Annotated in this window: 23 protein-coding genes; 8 read left to right on the top strand and 15 right to left on the bottom strand. The window is 61.8% G+C overall.

Annotated features, from left to right (window positions below; genetic code table 11):
* The first annotated feature begins 193 nt into the window (after positions 1-193).
* On the top strand, positions 194-1,126 hold the full coding sequence (locus BLU52_RS13750) for a helix-turn-helix transcriptional regulator (protein WP_090284025.1): 933 nt from the start codon (positions 194-196) through the stop codon (positions 1,124-1,126).
* Positions 1,127-1,137: 11 nt separating this feature from the next.
* Here the strand turns inward: BLU52_RS13750 and BLU52_RS26700 are convergent, their stop codons facing one another.
* From BLU52_RS26700 to BLU52_RS13740, 3 genes are read right to left on the bottom strand one after another with little or no spacing between them, the layout of a single operon-like run.
* Positions 1,138-1,302 carry a hypothetical protein gene (locus BLU52_RS26700; RefSeq protein ID WP_157720702.1) on the bottom strand — a complete coding sequence of 55 codons (165 nt, stop codon included), beginning with the start codon at positions 1,300-1,302 and terminating at the stop codon, positions 1,138-1,140.
* A 4-nt stretch (positions 1,303-1,306) separates the two neighbouring features.
* Positions 1,307-2,305: an NADP-dependent oxidoreductase gene (locus tag BLU52_RS13745; protein WP_090284023.1), complete on the bottom strand. Its 999-nt coding sequence runs from the start codon at positions 2,303-2,305 to the stop codon at positions 1,307-1,309.
* Complete coding sequence (locus BLU52_RS13740; protein WP_090284021.1) at positions 2,302-3,084, bottom strand: SDR family NAD(P)-dependent oxidoreductase; 783 nt, start codon at positions 3,082-3,084, stop codon at positions 2,302-2,304. Before BLU52_RS13740 ends, BLU52_RS13745 begins: the two co-directional genes overlap by 4 nt.
* Positions 3,085-3,242: 158 nt before the next feature.
* On the opposite strand from BLU52_RS13740, the gene BLU52_RS13735 reads away from it, so the two are divergent.
* Positions 3,243-3,842: a TetR/AcrR family transcriptional regulator gene (locus BLU52_RS13735; protein ID WP_090284019.1), complete on the top strand. Its 600-nt coding sequence runs from the start codon at positions 3,243-3,245 to the stop codon at positions 3,840-3,842.
* A 125-nt stretch (positions 3,843-3,967) separates the two neighbouring features.
* Positions 3,968-4,600 (top strand): isochorismate family cysteine hydrolase YcaC, encoded by a 633-nt coding sequence (gene ycaC / locus BLU52_RS13730; protein ID WP_090284017.1) that lies wholly within the window; start codon positions 3,968-3,970, stop codon positions 4,598-4,600.
* Between the two features lie 851 nt (positions 4,601-5,451).
* Here ycaC and BLU52_RS13725 read toward each other — a convergent pair.
* Positions 5,452-6,753 carry an erythromycin esterase family protein gene (locus BLU52_RS13725; protein ID WP_090284015.1) on the bottom strand — a complete coding sequence of 434 codons (1,302 nt, stop codon included), beginning with the start codon at positions 6,751-6,753 and terminating at the stop codon, positions 5,452-5,454.
* Positions 6,754-6,927: 174 nt separating this feature from the next.
* Between BLU52_RS13725 and BLU52_RS13720 the strand changes: the two genes are divergently transcribed.
* A complete protein-coding gene (locus BLU52_RS13720; RefSeq protein ID WP_090284013.1) occupies positions 6,928-7,128 on the top strand; it encodes a hypothetical protein in 201 nt (66 codons plus the stop codon).
* Between the two features lie 244 nt (positions 7,129-7,372).
* Here BLU52_RS13720 and BLU52_RS13715 read toward each other — a convergent pair whose 3' ends face one another.
* The gene (locus BLU52_RS13715; RefSeq protein ID WP_090284011.1) at positions 7,373-7,987 is read right to left on the bottom strand and encodes a helix-turn-helix domain-containing protein; all 615 of its coding nucleotides are present in this window, start codon (positions 7,985-7,987) and stop codon (positions 7,373-7,375) included.
* Between the two features lie 45 nt (positions 7,988-8,032).
* Between BLU52_RS13715 and BLU52_RS13710 the strand changes: the two genes are divergently transcribed.
* On the top strand, positions 8,033-8,728 hold the full coding sequence (locus BLU52_RS13710; protein ID WP_090284009.1) for a B3/B4 domain-containing protein: 696 nt from the start codon (positions 8,033-8,035) through the stop codon (positions 8,726-8,728).
* A gap of 39 nt (positions 8,729-8,767) precedes the next feature.
* Here the strand turns inward: BLU52_RS13710 and BLU52_RS13705 are convergent, their stop codons facing one another.
* The 6 genes from BLU52_RS13705 to BLU52_RS13680 all read right to left on the bottom strand — a co-directional run bounded on the left by BLU52_RS13705 (position 8,768) and on the right by BLU52_RS13680 (position 13,463).
* On the bottom strand, positions 8,768-9,691 hold the full coding sequence (locus BLU52_RS13705; RefSeq protein ID WP_090284007.1) for a LysR family transcriptional regulator: 924 nt from the start codon (positions 9,689-9,691) through the stop codon (positions 8,768-8,770).
* A 93-nt stretch (positions 9,692-9,784) separates the two neighbouring features.
* Positions 9,785-10,495, bottom strand: a complete 711-nt coding sequence (locus BLU52_RS13700; protein WP_090284005.1) for an SDR family NAD(P)-dependent oxidoreductase — start codon at positions 10,493-10,495, stop codon at positions 9,785-9,787.
* Between the two features lie 50 nt (positions 10,496-10,545).
* Positions 10,546-11,202: a DsbA family oxidoreductase gene (locus BLU52_RS13695; protein WP_090284003.1), complete on the bottom strand. Its 657-nt coding sequence runs from the start codon at positions 11,200-11,202 to the stop codon at positions 10,546-10,548.
* Positions 11,199-11,414, bottom strand: a complete 216-nt coding sequence (locus BLU52_RS13690) for a tautomerase family protein (RefSeq protein WP_090284001.1) — start codon at positions 11,412-11,414, stop codon at positions 11,199-11,201. The genes BLU52_RS13695 and BLU52_RS13690 overlap by 4 nt, the downstream gene beginning before the upstream one ends.
* Before the next feature lie 160 nt (positions 11,415-11,574).
* Positions 11,575-12,270 (bottom strand): tRNA (adenine(22)-N(1))-methyltransferase, encoded by a 696-nt coding sequence (locus BLU52_RS13685; protein WP_090288555.1) that lies wholly within the window; start codon positions 12,268-12,270, stop codon positions 11,575-11,577.
* Between the two features lie 143 nt (positions 12,271-12,413).
* A complete protein-coding gene (locus tag BLU52_RS13680) occupies positions 12,414-13,463 on the bottom strand; it encodes an NAD(P)-dependent alcohol dehydrogenase (RefSeq protein ID WP_090283999.1) in 1,050 nt (349 codons plus the stop codon).
* A gap of 223 nt (positions 13,464-13,686) precedes the next feature.
* On the opposite strand from BLU52_RS13680, the gene BLU52_RS13675 reads away from it, so the two are divergent.
* Positions 13,687-14,613 carry a Gfo/Idh/MocA family protein gene (locus BLU52_RS13675; protein ID WP_090283997.1) on the top strand — a complete coding sequence of 309 codons (927 nt, stop codon included), beginning with the start codon at positions 13,687-13,689 and terminating at the stop codon, positions 14,611-14,613.
* 58 nt (positions 14,614-14,671) lie between these two features.
* Here the strand turns inward: BLU52_RS13675 and BLU52_RS13670 are convergent, their stop codons facing one another.
* Positions 14,672-14,911 (bottom strand): hypothetical protein, encoded by a 240-nt coding sequence (locus BLU52_RS13670; protein ID WP_090283995.1) that lies wholly within the window; start codon positions 14,909-14,911, stop codon positions 14,672-14,674.
* A gap of 176 nt (positions 14,912-15,087) precedes the next feature.
* Between BLU52_RS13670 and BLU52_RS13665 the strand changes: the two genes are divergently transcribed.
* The gene (locus BLU52_RS13665) at positions 15,088-15,300 is read left to right on the top strand and encodes a hypervirulence associated TUDOR domain-containing protein (protein ID WP_090283993.1); all 213 of its coding nucleotides are present in this window, start codon (positions 15,088-15,090) and stop codon (positions 15,298-15,300) included.
* A 9-nt stretch (positions 15,301-15,309) separates the two neighbouring features.
* On the opposite strand, the gene BLU52_RS13660 is transcribed toward BLU52_RS13665, so the two are convergent.
* From BLU52_RS13660 to BLU52_RS13650, 3 genes are all read right to left on the bottom strand, one after another.
* Positions 15,310-16,572, bottom strand: a complete 1,263-nt coding sequence (locus BLU52_RS13660; protein WP_090283991.1) for an NAD(P)/FAD-dependent oxidoreductase — start codon at positions 16,570-16,572, stop codon at positions 15,310-15,312.
* 71 nt (positions 16,573-16,643) lie between these two features.
* On the bottom strand, positions 16,644-17,591 hold the full coding sequence (locus BLU52_RS13655; protein ID WP_090283989.1) for a dihydrodipicolinate synthase family protein: 948 nt from the start codon (positions 17,589-17,591) through the stop codon (positions 16,644-16,646).
* Positions 17,592-17,646: 55 nt separating this feature from the next.
* On the bottom strand, positions 17,647-18,573 hold the full coding sequence (locus BLU52_RS13650) for a 4-hydroxyproline epimerase (RefSeq protein WP_090283987.1): 927 nt from the start codon (positions 18,571-18,573) through the stop codon (positions 17,647-17,649).
* Between the two features lie 255 nt (positions 18,574-18,828).
* On the opposite strand from BLU52_RS13650, the gene BLU52_RS13645 reads away from it, so the two are divergent.
* Positions 18,829-19,599 (top strand): AraC family transcriptional regulator, encoded by a 771-nt coding sequence (locus BLU52_RS13645; RefSeq protein WP_090283985.1) that lies wholly within the window; start codon positions 18,829-18,831, stop codon positions 19,597-19,599.
* Positions 19,600-19,628 lie beyond the last annotated feature (29 nt).

The following is a 19,628-nucleotide window of genomic DNA, read 5'->3' as shown; positions in this document are numbered from 1 at the left end:
ATATGCGATTTAAGATGTTGAAAATAAAGAGAAATAAGTTTTGCCACGGCTTCAGATTTTTTGGACAGGCGAACGGCCGCTTCCGCGGAGAAAAAATCATGGAGCATAAGGTCATCGTATGACTGCTTGCTGCGCCGCGGGCTTGCCTGCAAGATGATTCGTGCCCCACGTACCTGCCGAGGACCCTCAGCCGATGTCGTTACCGCACCGGATTCCCACCTACGTCATGCAGCAACGCAGCGAATTGACCGATTTCTACATCCGCGACAAAAAGGGCCGCCGCGCCGAAACCGCGCCGCATCGCCACGAATACTTTCAGATCCAGATCAACCTCGGCGGCGACACCGTGCAGCACATCGGCAACGTCGAGCGTCCGTTCCCGCGCAACACCCTGGCGTTCATCCTGCCGCACCGTGTGCATGTGATTCCGCACCCGGCAGAGAGCAATTTCATCGTCATCAATTTTTCCCAGACGTTTCTGTTGCCGCACTTGCAGTGCGACCCGATGGACCTCGAAGAAGTGTCGATCCTGCTGGCGCCGGAGCTGTCACCGTTCCGGTTTCAGGAGCATCTGGATTTCATTCTCGCGGATGCGGATTTCGCCGGGGTCTGTGCGCTGATCGAGCAGATGCGCCGCCTCGACGAGAATCGCCAGTTCGGCACGCGGGAGATGCTCAAGGGCTTGCTGCTGCAGTTGATCGGCAGCGTGTGTTTTCTTTACGCCGAGCCGCTCAAGCGCCTGGCCGAAGAAAACGCCGCCGAGGTCAGCCGACGCGATGCGCTGAGCCGCATGTTCGAATACCTGCGCAAGAACATCGCCGACCCCGACCTCAACCTGATCAAAGTGGCGGCGGCGACGTACCTGTCACCGACCTATCTGACCCACTGGCTGCGCAAGGAAATCGGCAAGACCTTCACCGAACTGGTGCTCGAACGGCGGATGCACGCGGCGCGCAATTTCCTCCTCAACAGCACCCGCTCCGTGGGCGAGGTGGCGCGCCTGTGCGGGTTTGCCGACGAGGCGTATTTCTCCCGACGTTTCCGGCAGATTCACGGCCAGCCGCCGGGGCAGTTCCGCCGCCGGCAGCTCAACCCGGATACGCCGCAAACGCCGTTGAATACCTGACGGGCAACGTGTCAGGGCTCAAGCAACAAGGGCCGCCATATGATGGCGGCCGGGTCGAGCAGGGTGGCTGACGGCTCGGTCGCGGGCGTTTGCTCCTTCTCGGGCGCAGTTGTGCCGAACGGTTGTGTGTTGGCAGGCGAATCTTCGGCGTAGCCGGCAACGTCATCGACAGGCATGCGGCTATTTCATCCGCACAACGACTTTGCCCTTGGCGCGGCCCTGTTCGACATAAGCCAGCGCCTCAGCCGTCGACTCAAAGGCAAAGCTGCGATCCAGCACCGGCGCCAGCTTGCCGGCCTCGATCAACGCGCTGATGTCGCGCAACTGCGCGCCGTTGGCCCGCATGAACAGGAAGCTGTAACTGACGTTGTGCCGACGAACCTGGCGACGGATCTTCAGGCTCAACAAGCGCATCACTTGCCGCAGCGGCCAGGCCAGACCTTGCGCCTTGGCGAAGTCTGCGGTGGGTGGGCCGGAGATGGAAATCAGCCGACCGCCGGGTTTCAGAACCTCCAGCGATTGCTCCAGCACATCGGCACCGAGGCTGTTGAGCACCACATCGTAACCGCGCAGCTCATCCTCGAAACGCTGGTGTTTATAGTCGATCACCACGTCCGCGCCGAGTGCCTTGACCCACTCGACATTCACCGTGCTGGTGGTGGTCGCGACAAACGCGCCGAGGTGTTTGGCCAGTTGAATGGCGACCGTGCCGACACCGCCGGAACCGGCATGGATCAACACTTTCTGCCCGGCGCGCAACTGTGCAATGTCGACCAGCGCTTGCCACGCAGTCTGCGTCACCAACGGAATCGCCGCGGCCTGTTCCATATTTAGGTTGGCAGGCTTGTGCGCGACCGCGTGCTGATCCACCGCGATCCGCTCAGCAAAGGTGCCGATGCGCTGTTCCGGCACCCGCGCATAGACCTCATCACCGGGTTTGAAAGCGGTGACTGCTGCGCCGGTCGAGATCACCACACCGGCGACATCGTTGCCCAGTACCAGCGGCATCGCGTACGGCAAAATCAACTTGAATTCACCGCGGCGGATCTTCGAATCGAGGACATTGACGCTCGCCGCGTGGACCTCGATCAGGACGTCGTCAGGCCCAGGCGCGGGCTCGGCGACGTCGCCGATGTGCCCGTTGTGTAGACCGTAGCGGTCGATAAGAAAAGCTTTCATGGCAGGTAACGCTCGGCAACCGCGGACTGACGAATCTGCCCGAGCAAGCCCTGACGCGCGGTTTGCAGGTCATCCCAGCGCTGGCCTTCGTGCAGCGGTGGAATGGTCACCGGCTCGCGGCGATCGAAACCGACCAGTGCGGCGTCGACCAGATCGCTGACTTCCATGATTTCGCTCAGGGTGTTGATGTCGATGCCGGCGCGGTCCCAGATTTCCGTGCGGGTTGCGGCGGGCAGCACGGCTTGCACGTACACGCCCAGCGGCGTCAGTTCCAGGCTCAGGCCTTGCGAGAGGAACAGCACAAACGCCTTGGTCGCGCCGTAAACCGACATGCCGAACTCCGGCGCCAATCCGACCACCGAACCGATATTGATGATCGCACCTTCACCGGCCTTGGCCAGACGCGGCGCAATCGCGCTGGCAAGGCGCACAAGGGCGGTGGTGTTGAGGGCGACCAGATTGGCCACGCTGTCGGTGCTCTGCTCGATAAAGCTGCCGGACTGCGCCGCCCCGGCATTGTTGACGAGGATGCCAATGCGCGCGTCATCACGCAGGCGCGTTTCGACGGGGGAGAGATCGCTGAGTCGGGTCAGGTCGGCCGGGATTACATCGACGGCAACGCTGTGCTCGCTGCGCAGTTTGGCCGCCAGTGTGTCGAGGCGTGCAGCATCGCGGGCGACCAGCACCAGATCATGCCCGCGTTGGGCGAAACGTTCGGCGTAGACCGCGCCGATACCAGTGGAAGCGCCAGTGATCAGAACAGCAGGGCGAGTGGTCATGGATTTATCTCTTTGCGAAGACAGCGGTTGGGGAAAGTGTGGAACAGCTGAAAGTGGATTTAGGATGATGACCTAAATCTAAGCTGTCAACGGTTTTGATTATGGCCAACATCTATGTATCATCAATGGATGATTTTTAGCGCAAAGAGGTACCGCTCATGCGAGTCAGCAAAGCCCAGGCACAGGCCAACCGTGAACACATCGTCGAGACGGCGTCCGAGCTGTTTCGTGAGCGAGGGTTTGACGGCGTTGGTGTGGCTGATCTGATGGCGGCGGCCGGTTTCACCCATGGCGGCTTCTACAAGCATTTCGGCTCGAAGGCCGATTTGATGGCCGAAGCCTCGGCCAACAGCCTGGGGCGATCACTGGCGACCGCCGAAACCCTCGACATCAAAGGCTTCATCGACCTCTACCTGTCGCGCGAGCACCGCGACGGACGTGGCGACGGCTGCACCATGGCCGCACTCTGCGGCGACGCCGCCCGCCAGCCTGATGAGTTGAAAGCCACGTTCGCCGACGGCATCGAGCGCACCTTGCAGACGCTGGGCGCCAAGTACCCGACTGACGCCGCAGCAGCGCCGGACGCGGCGCGTTCGAAGATGATCGGACTGCTGGCGCAAGCGGTGGGCGCGGTCATGCTGTCTCGGGCGTGCCCGGATGATTCGGCGCTGGCTGATGAAATTCTTGCGGTGTGTCACGCGCAAATGCTGGCGTCGTTGCCGCCGGCTTCAGAGGATGAGGCTGAACAGAGCGAATAGGCATTGTCCGTTTGGAGTGGACAGTGAAACGCATTTCAACCGATTTATCCCTTTTCGATGGGTCAGTAATCTGTACCCAACTTGAACGCAACAACACACTTCAAACTTGAAAAGGGACGCACACCATGACCACTCCAACCTACAACCGCCTGAACAAAGACGACGCCATCGTGCTGCTGGTTGACCACCAGACGGGTCTGATTTCCCTGGTGCAGGACTTCTCGCCCAACGAGTTCAAGAACAATGTGCTGGCCCTGGCCGACCTGGCGAAGTTCTTCGACCTGCCGACCATTCTCACCACCAGTTTCGAACAAGGCCCGAACGGCCCGCTGGTCCCGGAACTGAAAGAGATGTTCCCGGACGCGCCGTACATCGCTCGCCCAGGCCAGATCAACGCCTGGGACAACGAAGACTTCGTCAAAGCGATCAAGGCCACCGGCCGCAAGCAGATCATCATTGCTGGCGTGGTCACTGATGTCTGCGTAGCGTTCCCGACCCTGTCGGCACTGGCCGAAGGTTTTGATGTGTTCGTGGTCACCGATGCTTCGGGGACCTTCAACACCACCGTGCAACAAGCTGCGTGGAGCCGCATGACCCAGGCCGGCGCACAAATGATGAACTGGTTCTCGGTGGCCTGTGAGCTGCACCGCGACTGGCGCAACGATATCGAAGGCTTGGGCAACCTGCTGTCACAGCGCATCCCCAACTATCGCAACCTGATGAACAGCTACTCGGCGCTGACTGCACAGCAGAAGTAATCGGTATCGCTGTACAACAAGGCCCGCTTTGAAAGCGGGCTTTTGTCGTTAGCAGATTTTGCTCACACCGATAGCCATTGTGGTTGGCCGAGAAAATGAGAAACGCGCTACCCCCCTGTGGGAGCCTGTCTGCTGGCGATGGCTTGCTTTCAGGCGTTGAATGGTTTGGGTTTGGGTACATATCCGTTGCTGCGGTAACGGCTGCTTAGGGTTCCGCTCTTACAGCGGGTCACCTTTTTCAAACGCCAAAAAGGTAACCCAAAAGGCTTGCTCCTGCGTTCGGCCCTCGCAGGCTCGGGTCCCTTCGCTGCGGGATCGATCCGGGCGCAGCGGCGACGGTTTGCTTCGCTGCACCTACTTCCGCTGTGTCTGGCTGCGCCAGACGGTCGCTGCGCTCCCACGCCCGGATCGATCCCTCCACTCAGCCTTCCGATGTCGCCGGTTAGGCAAGATCAAGATCAGGAGCACTCGAGCTAACGCTCATTGTTGAGTGGTTAGAAGCGCCGCATGGCTTGAGATATTCGGTGGATTTGCCCCTCACCCCAGCCCTCTCCCGGAGGGAGAGGGAGCCGATCTTTGTGCTTTTCAAAATGTGTGTTCGACTCGGTATCCCACGTCGGCGTAGCTCTCGCATCCACCGCGGTCGGTCCCCTCTCCCTTTGGGAGAGGGCTAGGGTGAGGGGCTTTTGATTTTTAGACCGATTTCAGGCCTCAACCTCAACGTCGCCGGTGAGTAGGAGTGAGCCTGCTCACGATGGCGGTCTGTCAGTTGTCAAAGTGGTGTCTGATCCAGCGCTTTCGCGAGCGGGCTCCCTCCCACAGGTTTTTCGTATCGCTGACGCCGCCACTGTTCACACCCCGAACGGAAACGTGTCCTCTTCATGACTCGATGACGCCGGGCTCGACAGCGGTGTAATCGCCGTGGTCTGCGCGAACCATAAATACGCATCGAATTGCTCACTGAGGGTGGCGTCGAAGTAGTGGCTTTGGCGTTCGGTCTGCGGGCGGTAGATCACCCCGATCGCGCGTTCGAGCAGGCGCCGCGTGAGAGCTTCGCGCAACTCGGCGCGATCTGCCGCGCGCCAGTCATATAACGCCATCGGGCAAGCGGCCTCGACACAGGCGCGCTCCCAACTGCGCGGCAGGGCGGGAAGCACATTTTTGATTTGCATCGGCGCGTCCCAGTCGTCAGCGGCAGCCACGCTACCCTGATCGGTGCCCATGCCGATCAGCACCGCGTCTTTGCCAAAGGCTTGCCGACACAGCTGACCGAGAGTCAGTTGGCCGCTGTCGCCCATTTGCGTGGCGCGGGCATCGCCGATGTGCGAGTTGTGCGCCCAGACGATCACTTTTTCCCCATGCGCCTGGCGCGTGCGCAACGCTTGCAGGGTCTCGAACATGTGCCGGTCGCGCAGGTTCCACGACTCGCGGCTGCCGCGGTACATCGCCCGATAATATTGTTCGGCGGCGTGCACGACGCGGGCGTTCTGGGTGGCGTTGAACAGCGCTTCGCCGTCGTTTTTCATCAGGCTCAGACGTTCATTCAACAGTGCCTGAAGTTGTTCGAGCACGGCGCGTTCGCAAGTGGCCATGCCGCCGACTTCAGTGAAATGTCCGTAGAGCGCCGGGTCATCGTGCCAGGGATTCAGGCAGGCGTAGCGCTGTTGTGCTTCGCGGGCCATGGCCGGGTCGGTGTCTTGCAGATAGCCCAGCACCTCGCGAATCGAACTGCGCAGGCTGTATACGTCGAGTCCGCGAAACTCCACGCGCCGCTCTGCCGGTTGCGCCTGGTTGTATTGCTGCAACCAGTGGGTAAACGCCTGCACATCGGTGTTGCGCCACATCCACGTCGGGAAGCGTGAGAACGCCGCGTCTTGCCAGGCCCCTTGGCCTCGGCCGCGCACGCAGCGATCAATCTGATCGGCGTCCGGCCAGTCAGCCTCGACCGCGACAATGGTGAAACCATGATGGGCAATCAGATGCCGGGTGATCGCCGCGCGTGCTTCGTAGAATTCGTGAGTGCCGTGGCTGGCTTCACCGATCAGCACCACCTGGGCATCGGCGTAGCGGTCGAAGAGGTCGGCAAAGGCGTCACTGCCAACATTCGGCAGCGGTTCGGCGTACTCCTTGAGGGTCGAAACCAGAGTGTCCATGTGCGGATTCTCCGTGGAGGGTTGTGCATTGGAAAATCCGCAGCAAACAGCGGTTCCATCGAACTGAGCGGACGGCTGCCGGCCAGGCAACGCACCGTTCGTCCAGCGTTGGGCACTTGCCCGGCCGATGCTTTTCTCAGTTTTACCCACTGTGAATTTCAACGGAGAGCAGACATGGACATTGACGAAAACGCACCGGGCAATCAGTCGCAGCAAGGCGCAACACGCACGACCGACAACGAGGCGGGGCACGATTCAACGCGCGAGAAGCCCGAGGTGCCGCTGCCGGCCGATGACGAAGCGCCGGTTGATGAAGACATGGCGGATGTGGACGCGACGAACTCGGTTTCGCAGGAACATCCCAAGCCGCAATAACAGCGCAAACGCAGGCGTAGAGCCCTCACCCTAACCCTCTCCCAGAGGGAGAGGAGACTGACCGAGTTGCCCTTTAACGTTACGCCGATCCAAGATATCCAGGCGAACTCAGGCGTGATGATCGTTCCCACGCTCCGCGTGGGAATGCAGCCCCGGACGCTCTGCGTCCAAAGCGTGACGCAGAACGTCACAAGAGGCATTCCCACGCAGGAGCATGGGAACGATCAGTGTTCAGATAGATAACTCACGGTCGAACCGCCTGATGAATCTCCGTCACCGACATGATGAACACCAGCTTGGATTTCCCCTGATTGGCATACTCATGCGGCACATCGGTCCTGGCCACCGCCGAGCAACCCGGGTCGATGATCAGTTCAACCTTGCCAACCTTGAGCCGCAGCGTGCCCTTCTCGACGTGAAACAGTTCGGTGGTGCCGTGCGGGTGGCCGGGGGAGCTGTAGCTTTCGCCGGGGAACATCTCCCAGCGCCACAATTCGAGCATGTTCGGCCCGCTGGTGCCGGCCAGCAATCGCGCCGATCCACCGAGCTCGCCGTGCCATAACGTGGGAATGTCCTGACTGTCGATCAAATGCGCCGCGGGTGTGTCGGCGACGTTGACGAAGTCCGCCACGGAAAGCCCCAGCGCAGCGGCGATCTTGCACAGAATGGCGATGCTCGGGTTGGCGGCGCATTTCTCGATTTCGACCACCATGCCCTTGCTCACGCCGGCGCGGCGCGACAGTTCGTCGAGGGTCATGTTCTGCTGTTTTCGGGCCTGCTTGAGAGTGCGCGCAACGGCTTCGCTTACGCTCTGGACGTCGGCGCCGGCCTCGGTCGATATATTGACGTTTTTGGTCATTGGTCGCTAGCATCGGTTGAAATTCAGGTTTAAGGGGATTCTGGGATGCTGTCTGTCGTGCCGTCAATCGATCCGGCTGTTGCGCAACTGGCGCCGGGCTTCAGAGCGTTGAGTATTGTCGTGCAAGCGGCGCCGATTACCCGCCCGCTGATTGCTGGCGAAGCGCTGGCCAACGCCTGTCAAACCGTGACGGCAGGCGGTCCGGAGTGGGCGGCGGCGCATCTGCAGGCGTGGGCCGAGGTGTTCCGCCGCTTCGGCGCCAAGCCGCAACGTACGCCGTGCTCGGCCGAAGCACTGCGCAAACGCGTGCTGCGCGACGGCAGCCTGCCGAGCATCGACCCGGTGGTTGATCTCTACAACGCCATCAGCCTGGCCTACGCGATCCCGGTCGGTGGCGAAAATGCCCAGGCCTACGTCGGCGCGCCGCGCCTGGTGGTGGCCGACGGCAGCGAACCGTTCGACACCATGAAGGAAGGCGCCCCGGCCCATGAATTCCCTGACACCGGCGAAGTGGTCTGGCGTGACGACCAAGGCGTGACCTGCCGCCGCTGGAACTGGCGCCAGGGCGTCAGGACCCGCCTCGATGCCCACGCGCAGCAGATGTGGTTCATCCTCGAAAGCCTGCCCGAGATGCCCCTGGAAGCACTGACCGAGGCCGGCGACAAACTCATCGAAGGCCTGCAACAAATGATGCCGGGCGCCGAGATCGAAAGCGTGTTGATCGGACCGGGGGCGGGCTGATCTGCATGCTGAATCCGTAGCGCAATTCAATTTGCCAACCTAGGCGCTCGCCCACGCTTCGCGATACTGCAACAGAAAATCCACAAACGCGCGCACCCGCTGCGGCACATAACGGCCGTGCGGGTAAAGCAGGGTGTAAGGCCGTGAGCGTCCGGCGTAGGGTTGCAACACTTCGATCAGGCTGCCGTCGGCCAGCTCTTTTTCGACGATGAATTTATACGTCTGAAAGACCCCAGCACCGTGCTTGGCCAGGGTCACGCCGCCGAGTACGTCGTCGGAACAGGAATAGCCGCCGTCGGACATGACTTCGCGGTCCTCACCGTTTTCCTGGAACAGCCAGGAAATGCGCCGACCGCTGCTTGGCAGCTCGAACTGAATGCAGTCATGTTGCACCAGGTCTTCGAGGGTGTGCGGTGTGCCGGCCTTGTCCAGGTAATCGGGAGAGGCGACCACCACCAGTTTCGCGTCTTCGAGCAGGCGCGCGATCATGCTCGAGTCGGGCTGGGCGCGGACGCGGATCGCCAGGTCGTAGCCTTCGCCGACGAAGTCGATGTTGCGGTTGCCCAAGTGGATATCGACGCTGACCTGCGGATACAGCGCACGGAATTTTGGTAGCAGCGGCAGGATGCGGTGATGACCGTAGGTAGTCGGCAGACTGATGCGCAACAGACCCGACGGCGTGGTCTGCGCGCCCATCACTTCCTGCTGTGCCTCGACCAGTTGGGTCAGGGCCTGGCTGCACTGGAGGAAGAAGTTGCGCCCGGCTTCGGTCAGGCGAATGCTCCGTGTGGTGCGGGCAAACAGGCGTGAGCCCAGACGTTGTTCCAGACGCAGAATCGATCGGCTGACAGCGGCGGGGGTGACCCCGGCCAGTTGCGCAGCAGCGGTAAAACTGCCGGCCTCGGCGGCGAGGCAGAACAGTTCGATACTGCCCAGTTGCAGGTCATCAAAATGGCGCTTCATGTGAGTACACCGAGGTTTGCCTGACATGTGATCCTCGGTGTTATCTCACGAAGCAGCACCGCCGGTACACACCGGCGGTGAAGCGGGGAGCGATCAGTGGCCAGCGCTTTGGCCGCCGTCGACATGGAGGATTTCACCGGTGACGAAGTTCGCGGTGTCGAGGTACAGAATCGCCTGGACGATGTCATCGATCTCGCCCATGTGGCCCATCGGGTGCAGGCTGCCGAGGGCGGCGTGGGTCTCTTCGCCGTGCATCGGCGTTTTGATGATGCCAGGCGACACCGCGTTGATCCGAATGCCACGTTTGGCGTACTCGATGGCCAGGGATTTGGTCGCTGCGTTGATGCCACCCTTGGTCAGCGAAGCGAGGACCGACGGCACGCCGTCAATCGCGTGGTCGACCAGACTGGTGGTGACGCTGACGATGTGGCCGCTGGCGTTTTTCTGCATTTCGGCAACGGCCAGTTGCGAGATGTAGAAGAAGCCGCTCATGTTGGTCGCCACGACCTGGGCATAGTCGGCGTGGCTGTATTCGGTGAACGGTTTGGCGACGAAGATCCCGGCGTTGTTGACCAGCGTGTCGATGCGGCCGAAACGGGCGACGGCTTCACGGATAACGCGCTCGGCGGTTTGCGGGTCGGCGATGTCACCGGCGACGGCGAGAATGTCCGGGTCTGTCGATGGCTGGATCGAGCGCGAGGTCGCGACCACTTTGTAACCGCGCTCGCGGAAGCTTTTGACCAGACCTGCGCCAATACCTTGCGAGGCGCCCGTGATAACCACAACTTTGTTGGAGGTGTTCATGATGTTTCCTCTATGCAATCTGAATGGGTGGGATAACGATTTGCAAAATTTCAGGCGTGCGCCGGAACCTGCGCGGCTTGGCGTAACGCTTGCTCGTAATAAGCGACGGACTGCGAGCCGGCGATGAGCTGTTGGTCGTCGATGACCATGGCCGGAACCGAGTCGATGCCGCGCTGCTGGTAAAACCGCTCAAGTTCGCGCACTTCTTCAGCGAATTCCCCGTTCGCCAGCACGGCCTGCGCCCGCTGGCTGTCGAGGCCGACGGCGCCGGCCAGAGTGACCAGCGTGGCGTGCTCATTCGGGTTCTGGCCGTCGCTGAAGTACGCCTTGAGCAGCGCGCGTTTCAGTGGCCGTTGCAGCCCTTGTGTTGCGGCCCAGAACAGCAGGCGATGGGCAGCGAAGGTGTTGTGAAAGTGGCTGCGTTTTTCCAGGTCGAAGTGAAAATCGATCTGCGCGCCACGTTCGATGATCATCGCGTTGCGGTCCGCCACTTGTTCGGCGCTGCGCCCGTATTTGCGCATCATGTGGGCAATGGCGTGCTCGCCTTCGGCAGGCATGTCCGGGTTCAGCTCGAACGGTTTGTAAGTCAGTTGCACCTCGACTTGACCGGCCAGATTGCTGATCGCCTGTTCCAGCGCGGTGGCGCCGAGGGCGCACCAGGGGCAGACGACATCCGAAACGAAGTCGATTTTTACCGTGCGGCTCATGACTGCGAATCCGCCAGTTGCTTGCGGTACTCAGTGGTGCTTATGCCGGCGTAGCCCCAGTTATCGGTGTCGACTTCTTCGATGACGATGTGGGTCAGGTGCGGGTCCTTGTTCAGCACGCGGGTCATGGTCTCGGTGATTTCCTGGATGACCTGGGCTTTCTGCTCGCGGGTGACGCCGTCGCGGGTGATACGAACGCTGATGAAAGGCATGTGAGCTATCTCCAGTCGCTGGCCCGTCGGAGTGAAGGGCCGCTGTTGGAGTGAACTTTAGGGGGCGGGGTTGAATTGATAAATGGGACTTGCGGTACATCATTTGTGATGCGGTGTATCTAATCGAAGCGTGCTGATGACGGTTCGAGCGGGGAGGATTTCAGCCCAGCAGTGCTTCGATCCAGCGCGTCTGTTGCGTGAGGGCTTCAAGCTTTTCCTGCGGCACGGTCTGTCGCGCCTGGGCGAGGCGGGTCAGGGTTTTCTGCTTGAGGCGTAGTCGATGCTGCCATTTGCGGATGAAGGCCGGGCTGCGCGTCTGCATCTGCACCGGGCCGAAATACAGTTGCTGAGCGGTGTAGCTCACCGGGCCGTCGCGCTCGGCCACGATGATTTCGTAGTCGAAACGGTTTTCGTGCAGTACTTCTTCGCTGAGGATGCGGTAGCCGTGCTCCATCAGCCATTGGCGCAAGGGTTGTTCGCCGCCGTTGGGTTGCAGGATCAGGCGTTCGTTGCCGCTGAGGTGGGCCTTGCCGGCTTCGAGAATGTCGCGGATGGTTTCACCGCCCATGCCGCAAATGCTGACGGCGCTGATGCCGTCCTCAGTTCTGATCGCGGCCAGGCCATTGGCCCGCCGCACGCAGATGTGCGCTTGCAGGTCGTTTTCACGCACCGTACGTTGCGCCGCCTGGAACGGCGTCAGGGCAACTTCGCCCGCCACCGCTGCGCTGATCAGCCCCCGGCGCATCAAGGCGACCGGCAGATAACCGTGATCCGAACCGATATCGGCCAGCCGTGCACCGACCGGCACGTATGCGGCCACGCGCTCAAGGCGCAGGGACAAAGTCTGTTCGTTCAACGGCAACCCCTTTCAACACGAACCTGCGGCTCGACGGCAGGCAAAGGGGTGCGACTCTGGCGAGCCGCGCCGAAGCTGTCAAATTCCGCCGACAGAATCGTTGCGCCCATCGCCAGCGCCAGGCTGGAGATGGGCGCGAGGGGTTAGCCGGCCAGGGTCGCGTTGTCGATCACGAAGCGATATTTCACGTCACCCTTGAGCATGCGCTCGTAGGCGTCATTGATCTGCTCGGCGCCGATCAGTTCGATGTCCGAAACGATGCCGCGCTCGGCGCAGAAATCGAGCATTTCCTGAGTCTCGGCAATCCCGCCGATCATCGAACCGGCGATGGTGCGGCGCTTGGTGATCAGGTTGAACACGTTGGGCGACGGGTGCGGCGAGGCGGGCGCGCCGACCAGCGTCAGGGCGCCGTCACGCTTGAGCAGCACCAGAAACGCATCGAGATCGTGGGGCGCGGCGACGGTGTTGAGGATCAAATCGAAGCTCTTGGCATGCGCGGCCATTTCTTCGGCGTTGCGCGACACCACCACTTCATCGGCGCCCAAGGCTTTCGCCGCGTCACGCTTGGAGTCGGAGGTGGTGAAGGCGACGACATGCGCGCCCATCGCGTGCGCCAGTTTGATACCCATGTGCCCCAGCCCGCCGATGCCGACCACGCCGACTTTTTTGCCGGGGCCGGTGTTCCAGTGGCGCAGCGGCGAGTAGGTGGTGATGCCCGCGCACAGCAGTGGCGCGACAGCCGCCAGTTGCGCCTCGGGATGACGGATGCGCAGGACATAGCGCTCGTGCACGACGATGTTTTGCGAGTAACCACCCAGCGTCCAGCCCGGCTCATCCGGGGTCGGGAAGTTGTAGGTGCCGATCATGCCGTCGCAGTAGTTTTCCAGACCGCTTTCACAGTCATCGCAATGTTTGCAGCTGTCGACGATGCAGCCGACGCCGACCAGATCGCCGACCTTGAAGTCCGCAACATGCGCACCCACCGCCGCAACCCGGCCGACAATTTCATGGCCCGGTACGCAAGGGAATTGCGTACCGGCCCATTCGGCGCGCACCTGATGCAGGTCGGAGTGGCAGATGCCGCAGAAGGCGATGTCGATCTGTACGTCGTGGGCGGCCGGCGCACGGCGCTTGATCTGCAGCGGCTCAAGGGGTTTGTCGCCGGCGTGGGCACCGTAAGCGTGTACAAGCATGGGAACGTCCTCCATCGGTTTATCGTGAGGTTATTCTTGCGGGTCTGGCGTGTCCGGTCATGGTGCAATCCTGTGCGATGCTTGCCTGATCCTGCGAGGTACCGATGACCTTGTGAGTTTGTGACGTTGCGCCGACAGACGCTCAAGCGATTTGCAGGTAATCTGCCGACGCGCTGACTGAAACGCGTCAGCTGACTAAAACAAAACAAAAGCGGAGTCATTGATGCAACCAATCCGTCTCGGTCTGGTGGGCTACGGCAAAATCGCCCAGGATCAACACGTACCGGCAATCAACGCCAATCCCGGATTCCAGCTGGTAGCGGTCGCCACCCAGGGCAAGCCCTGCGCCGGCGTCGAGAATTTCCAATCGTTGACCGAGCTGCTGGCCAACGGCCCGGCGGTCGATGCGATCGCGTTCTGCACACCACCGCAAGGTCGCTTTGCACTGGTCCAGGAAGCCCTGGCTGCGGGCAAACACGTGCTGGTCGAAAAGCCGCCCTGCGCCACCTTGGGCGAGGCTTTGGCGCTGGTCGATCAGGCGCAGGCGCAAGGCGTCAGTGCCTTGTTCGCCTGGCATTCGCGCTACGCCCCTGGCATCGAAGCCGCTCGTGACTGGCTTGCCTCGCGCACCCTGCAAAACGTGCAGATCGACTGGAAAGAAGACGTGCGCAAATGGCACCCCGGCCAGACATGGATCTGGCAACCCGGCGGCCTCGGCGTATTCGATCCGGGCATCAACGCCTTGTCGATCGTCACCCACCTGCTGGCACTGCCACTGTTTGTCGAAGCCGCCGAGTTGCGCGTGCCGAGCAACTGCCAGTCGCCGATTGCCGCCTCGATCAAAATGTCCGATGCACGCCACCTCGACGTCCGCGCCGAATTCGACTTCGACCATGGTCATGACGAACTGTGGAGCATCGAAGTGCGCTGCGCCGAGGGCGTGTTGCGCCTCGATAACGGCGGCGCGCTGCTGAGCATCGATGGCGTGCGGCAGACGGTGTCGGAAGAGGGCGAATACGCCGCCGTCTATCGACACTTCCAGCAGTTGATCGGCACAAAGGCCAGTGATCTGGACGTGCAGCCGTTGCGCCTGGTGGCGGACAGTTTTTTTGTCGGTAGCCGGGTGGCGGTTGAGGCGTTTTACGACTAGTCGTCAGAATCGCTCGCTGCGTGGCAGCGCTGCCTAACCACAGCGCTGCCATGCCGGTTCAACGCGGGTTAGGTTGATCATCCATCTCCGCATTGTCGGTTTCCCTGCGCACCCGTTCCGGGTCGAGACCGGTGCTGTCATCGTCCAGCGGTATTTCGCCTTCGTTGTCGGGTAATTCATCGATGCCGCGATCTTTCATCGGATCGACTTCGGTGCGGCCCGGGCTCAACGGATCCGGGGTTGTCGGCAGGGGATCGTCCTGAACGGTTGCGCTTTGCAGGTTTGGGTCGTTGGTCATTTCACACCTCGCGTTGTGCGCTGTTTTATCGGCGTACAGGTTGGAGGTGCCGGGAAATTGTGCCGTTCGATTTTTCCACGTACCGGTGGTCGGCTCAGCCGTGGAAACACGCTTGGTTGAATTTTCTCGGGCGACAGAAGATCAACAGCACAACAATCCGACACGAGGAAATCGACATGAGTGCTTCATTCAAGGTCGGCGATGCGGTGCGCTGGAACTCCGAGGCCGGGGAGATTCATGGCACGGTGGTCAAGGTGCACACCCGCGATACCGAGTTCATGGGCCGCCATCGGCCGGCTTCGAAGGACTCGCCGCAGTACGAGGTCAAGAGTGACAAGACCGGTCACTTGGCCATGCACCACGGCGAGGCGCTCAAGCACGTCAACTGACGCGTTCCATCAGAAACGCGCCAATCGGTAACGATCACCCTTCGGTAAGTCTGGCGCCGTATTCGAAGCCGGGCAGGCCATCTGTACCAGCATTTCGGCCGTGACCGCTGCCTGGGTCAGGCCCAGGTGCTGATGACCGAAGGCGAGCAATACCTTGCCCTCGCAGACTTGATCGATGACTGGCAGCGAGTCCGGCAGTGATGGGCGAAAACCCATCCATGGCGTTGCCGCTTCAGCGTTCAGATCTTCGCGAAACAGGCCCTGACTCAAACGGTGCAATTGCCAGGCGCGCTGCATATTGGCCGGTTTGTGCAGGCCGGCGAATTCCACCGTGCCCGCCAGGCGCAGGCCTTCGGTCATCGGCGTCATGATGAACTTGCGTTCCAGCGAGGTGACGGGGAAGGGCAGTCGCCCGGTTTCGTGGGGCAACATCAGGTGATAACCGCGCTCGGTATCCAGCGGGACTTTTTTGCCGGTGAGGGCGGTGGTGAGTGGCGCCGAATGGGCGCCGCAGGCGATCACCACGCGGCGGGCGCTGATTGGCCCGTCGTCGGTGTGCAGACAAACGCCGTTGTCCTGCACCTGACCACCCGCCACCCGCTGCTGCAAAAAACTCACGCCGCCAGCCTTGGCCGCATCGACCAACGCGGTCACTACGCGGTAGGGATCGACGAAATGCCCGGTGCGCGGGAAGAACAAGCCGCCCTGAATCCGTTCGCTCAATTGGGGCGCGGTGTCGCGAATGGCGCCGGCCTGCCAGACATCCACTGGCACTTGTTGTTGGTGCAGCCTTTGTTGCAATGCCTCGATTGCCTGACGTGATTCGTCGCGTTCGTACACCAGCAATGAACCGTCGACTTTGAGCAACTCGCTGCGCTGAATATCGCCGAGCAAGCGTTGCCACGCTGCGAGGCTGCTTTCATTCAGCGCACGCAAACCGGCGACCGTGTTCTCGAATGGCTGCGCGCGCAGATTCAGCAACAACCGGGTGAACCACGGCAGCGCGCGCGGCAGGTAGCGCCAGTCCAGGCGCAACGGCCCCATCGGATCGAGCAGCATGCCCGGCAGGCGTTTGAGGATCGACACGTCGGCGATGGGAAACACCTGCTCGGTCGCCAGATGCCCGGCGTTGCCGAACGAAGCGCCATGGCCGGGGGGCTGCTGATCGATAACGACCACGCGCAAACCCTGGCGGGCCAGACGCAGCGCGCAGGCAACACCGATGATGCCGGCACCGACCACGGCGATGTCATGCGCGGGGTTATTTGCCATGGTGTGTTCCTGAGAAAAAGAGGAGGAACTGCCGGCAACCTCGGGCTGCACGGCAGGTGCAAGTGCGTGACTCAGGCGAAGTCCTGTTCCGCCGACCAGTTTTCATACCAGTGACGGAACAGCGCATATTGCTGCTCGGCGTAACGCCGTTGCGATTCGCTCAAGGCGTCGGTTTCGTTGAAGTGCAGGGTGTATTCCTTGTCGCCGTTGAGCACCATCAAATGCTTGTAATACAGGACCAGATCGCAGCCCTCATCGAACGACGACAACACCGCCAGCGCCGACTCCAGCTCCCACGCCTGGCGCCGCGCCCTGGCGTCGCCCTTGGCCGCTTGCTTGCTCAACGCCACCAGTTGCAGCACTTCGCGCGGCAGGGCGTTGCCGATGCCGGTGATCGCGCCGGTGGCGTTGCAGTTGACGAAACCGTGCACCACTTGGGTGTCGACGCCGACCATCAGGGTCACGTCATCGTCCTTGGAGGTGATGTTTTCGGCGGCGTAACGCAGGTCGGCGGCGCCGCCGAACTCCTTGAAGCCGATCAGGTTCGGGTGCTCGCGACGCAGTTCGAAGAACAGCTCGGCGCGGGTGGCGAAGCCGTAGTAGGGGCTGTTGTAGATCACCGCCGGCAGGTTCGGCGCGGCTTGCAGAATCGCCGAGAAATGCGCCATTTGCGCCGCTGCAGAAGCCCCACGCGACAGCACTCGCGGAATCACCATCAGGCCTTGCGCGCCGACTTTGGCGGCATGCGCGGCATGGGATATCGCTTCACGGGAATTCACCGCGCCGGTGCCGACGATCGTCGGCACGCCGGCCGCGACCAGCCGCGCCACGCCTTGCTGACGCTCGGCTTCGGTAAGCAGCGGCCAGTCGCCCATCGAACCGCAATAGACCACCGCGCTCATGCCGATGTCGACCAGTTCGCGACCCTTGGCCACCAGCGCGTCGAAGTCCGGGGTGCGCTGGGCGGTGCACGGGGTCATCAGGGCCGGCATGCAACCGGTGAAGATGTTGTCGCTCATTGTCATGACTCCTTGGCACAGCATTCGAAGTAAGGTAAAAAACCCGCGTGGCGGCTCAGATGCCCCACGCGAACGGATCCTGTTCGTCGATCAGCAGGGTGCTGTCGGCGGTCATGTAGGCGCGGCCGGTGATGAACGGGCGAATGCGCTCGCCTGCCCATTCGAAGCGGCCTTCGAACTGGCTGCCGGTGATGCTCGCCTGCACCCAGAGCGCGCCGGGCTGCAGCTTGTCGTCGGCAGCCAGACAGGCAAGTTTGGCGCTGGTGCCGGTGCCGCACGGCGAGCGGTCGTAGGCTTTGCCGGGGCACATGACGAAGTTGCGGCTGTCGGCGTTGGCGTCATCGGCGAACAGTTCGATGTGATCGATGACCGCGCCGTCCTCACCGTAAATGCCCTGGCCTTCGAGGGCCAAGAGCATGGCCCAGGTGTAGGTGGTCAGGTGCTCGACGTTGTCCATGGTCAAGGTCTGGCCGTGCTCGGAGACCAGGAAAAACCAGTTGCCGCCGTAAGCGATGTCGCCCAATACCTGGCCAAAACCCGGCACGTCCACCGCCACCTGCTTGCGGTAGCGATAGGCGGGCACGTTGCCGACGGTCACGCTGCCATCCTCGTGCAGGGTGGCGCTGACCCGGCCTACCGGCGTGTCGATCCTGTGTTCGCCGGGCTGGATCTTGCCCAGGTACTGCAACGAGTTGATCAGGCCGATGGTGCCGTGGCCGCACATGCCCAGATAACCGGCGTTGTTGAAGAAGATCACCCCGCAGGTGGCATCCGCCGAGACTGGCGGGCAATACAGCGCGCCGACCAGCACGTCGTTGCCGCGCGGCTCCAGCAGACAGGCGCGGCGCCACTGATCATGCTGGCTGCGCAGGGCATCGCGTTGTTCGGCGATGGTCGCGCCGGGCAGGGCGGGGAAGCCGTCCATTATCAGCCGGGTAGGTTCGCCGCCGGTGTGCGAGTCGATCACGTGCAATCGTTTCATGGGCATGTCCCGTAGATGATTTCAGTAGGCGCCGAGGACTCACGCTGGCGCTGGAGGCAGCGACTTCACTTTCCGGCCTGACTCTGCACTCATCGACGCAGCAGCGATTGATGTTTTAGCGCGGCATCGATGACGAATTCAGCACAATGGCGCTGCTGGAACGCCACGCTCGACAGGCTTCGGGCGATGTTGCAATCTGCACGCGACCGCCGCAGATCGGGCACCGGCCGATCCACGAACCGAGGACACTCTTTGATGCACAGCGCGTTTTCGATCCTGGCGCAGGGCTGCAACGGCCAGCGCCCGCAGACCCTCGAAGACCTGGTGGCGAGCGCCGCGCTGCTGTTACCGATGCTCGACGTGATCCCCAACGCGGCGATTTTCATCAAGGATCTGCAGGCCCGATATGTACTCGCCAATCGCACGCTGGTGCAGCGCTGCGGCTTGAGGGATTTGCGTCCGTTGCTCGGCAAGACCAGTGCGCAGGTGTTCCCGGCGCAACTGGGGCCGGGTTACACCGAGCAGGATCGCAAAGTGCTGGAGGATGGGTTTGTGCTGCAGGATCAGCTCGAACTGCATCTGTATGGCAGCCGCGAGCCGGGCTGGTGCCTGACGCACAAACAGCCGCTGTACAACCGTGACGGGGCAATCATCGGCCTGGTCGGGATTTCCGTGGACCTGCAATCAGCCAGCGAAACCCACCCGGCGTTCGAGCGGCTGGCGGCGGTCGACGTACACATTCGTGCCAACTTCAATCGCCGGGTGACGCTGGGCGAACTGACGCGCATCGCCGGCATCTCGGTGGCGCAACTGGAGCGCTACTGCAAACGCGTGTTCCATCTGACGCCGCGGCAGATGATCCAGAAAGTACGCCTGGAACACGCGCACCGCTTGCTGCACACCGACCTGCCGATCACTGACGTGGCGCTGCAATGTGGCTACACCGATCACAGCGCCTTCACCCGCCAGTTCAAGGCCTCGACCGGGTTCACCCCACGCGAGTATCGGCAGGCGACAGGGCACTGATCACCTGCTAAGGATGATCGTTCCCACGC

Source organism: Pseudomonas granadensis, assembly GCF_900105485.1.
GTDB lineage: Bacteria > Pseudomonadota > Gammaproteobacteria > Pseudomonadales > Pseudomonadaceae > Aquipseudomonas > Aquipseudomonas granadensis.
This window is presented reverse-complemented; position numbering and strand designations above follow the sequence as displayed.

Coding starts and splice junctions, on each gene's coding strand:
- BLU52_RS13705 (WP_090284007.1), bottom strand. CDS start 9,691: ATGAAGCGCCATTTTGATGACCTGCAACTGGGCAGTATCGAACTGTTC.
- BLU52_RS13655 (WP_090283989.1), bottom strand. CDS start 17,591: ATGAGCGACAACATCTTCACCGGTTGCATGCCGGCCCTGATGACCCCG.
- BLU52_RS13700 (WP_090284005.1), bottom strand. CDS start 10,495: ATGAACACCTCCAACAAAGTTGTGGTTATCACGGGCGCCTCGCAAGGT.
- BLU52_RS13675 (WP_090283997.1), top strand. CDS start 13,687: ATGCAACCAATCCGTCTCGGTCTGGTGGGCTACGGCAAAATCGCCCAG.
- BLU52_RS26700 (WP_157720702.1), bottom strand. CDS start 1,302: ATGCCTGTCGATGACGTTGCCGGCTACGCCGAAGATTCGCCTGCCAAC.
- BLU52_RS13710 (WP_090284009.1), top strand. CDS start 8,033: ATGCTGTCTGTCGTGCCGTCAATCGATCCGGCTGTTGCGCAACTGGCG.
- BLU52_RS13645 (WP_090283985.1), top strand. CDS start 18,829: ATGCACAGCGCGTTTTCGATCCTGGCGCAGGGCTGCAACGGCCAGCGC.
- BLU52_RS13715 (WP_090284011.1), bottom strand. CDS start 7,987: ATGACCAAAAACGTCAATATATCGACCGAGGCCGGCGCCGACGTCCAG.
- BLU52_RS13670 (WP_090283995.1), bottom strand. CDS start 14,911: ATGACCAACGACCCAAACCTGCAAAGCGCAACCGTTCAGGACGATCCC.
- ycaC (WP_090284017.1), top strand. CDS start 3,968: ATGACCACTCCAACCTACAACCGCCTGAACAAAGACGACGCCATCGTG.
- BLU52_RS13725 (WP_090284015.1), bottom strand. CDS start 6,753: ATGGACACTCTGGTTTCGACCCTCAAGGAGTACGCCGAACCGCTGCCG.
- BLU52_RS13745 (WP_090284023.1), bottom strand. CDS start 2,305: ATGAAAGCTTTTCTTATCGACCGCTACGGTCTACACAACGGGCACATC.
- BLU52_RS13735 (WP_090284019.1), top strand. CDS start 3,243: ATGCGAGTCAGCAAAGCCCAGGCACAGGCCAACCGTGAACACATCGTC.
- BLU52_RS13660 (WP_090283991.1), bottom strand. CDS start 16,572: ATGGCAAATAACCCCGCGCATGACATCGCCGTGGTCGGTGCCGGCATC.
- BLU52_RS13750 (WP_090284025.1), top strand. CDS start 194: ATGTCGTTACCGCACCGGATTCCCACCTACGTCATGCAGCAACGCAGC.
- BLU52_RS13690 (WP_090284001.1), bottom strand. CDS start 11,414: ATGCCTTTCATCAGCGTTCGTATCACCCGCGACGGCGTCACCCGCGAG.
- BLU52_RS13695 (WP_090284003.1), bottom strand. CDS start 11,202: ATGAGCCGCACGGTAAAAATCGACTTCGTTTCGGATGTCGTCTGCCCC.
- BLU52_RS13720 (WP_090284013.1), top strand. CDS start 6,928: ATGGACATTGACGAAAACGCACCGGGCAATCAGTCGCAGCAAGGCGCA.
- BLU52_RS13650 (WP_090283987.1), bottom strand. CDS start 18,573: ATGAAACGATTGCACGTGATCGACTCGCACACCGGCGGCGAACCTACC.
- BLU52_RS13665 (WP_090283993.1), top strand. CDS start 15,088: ATGAGTGCTTCATTCAAGGTCGGCGATGCGGTGCGCTGGAACTCCGAG.
- BLU52_RS13680 (WP_090283999.1), bottom strand. CDS start 13,463: ATGCTTGTACACGCTTACGGTGCCCACGCCGGCGACAAACCCCTTGAG.
- BLU52_RS13740 (WP_090284021.1), bottom strand. CDS start 3,084: ATGACCACTCGCCCTGCTGTTCTGATCACTGGCGCTTCCACTGGTATC.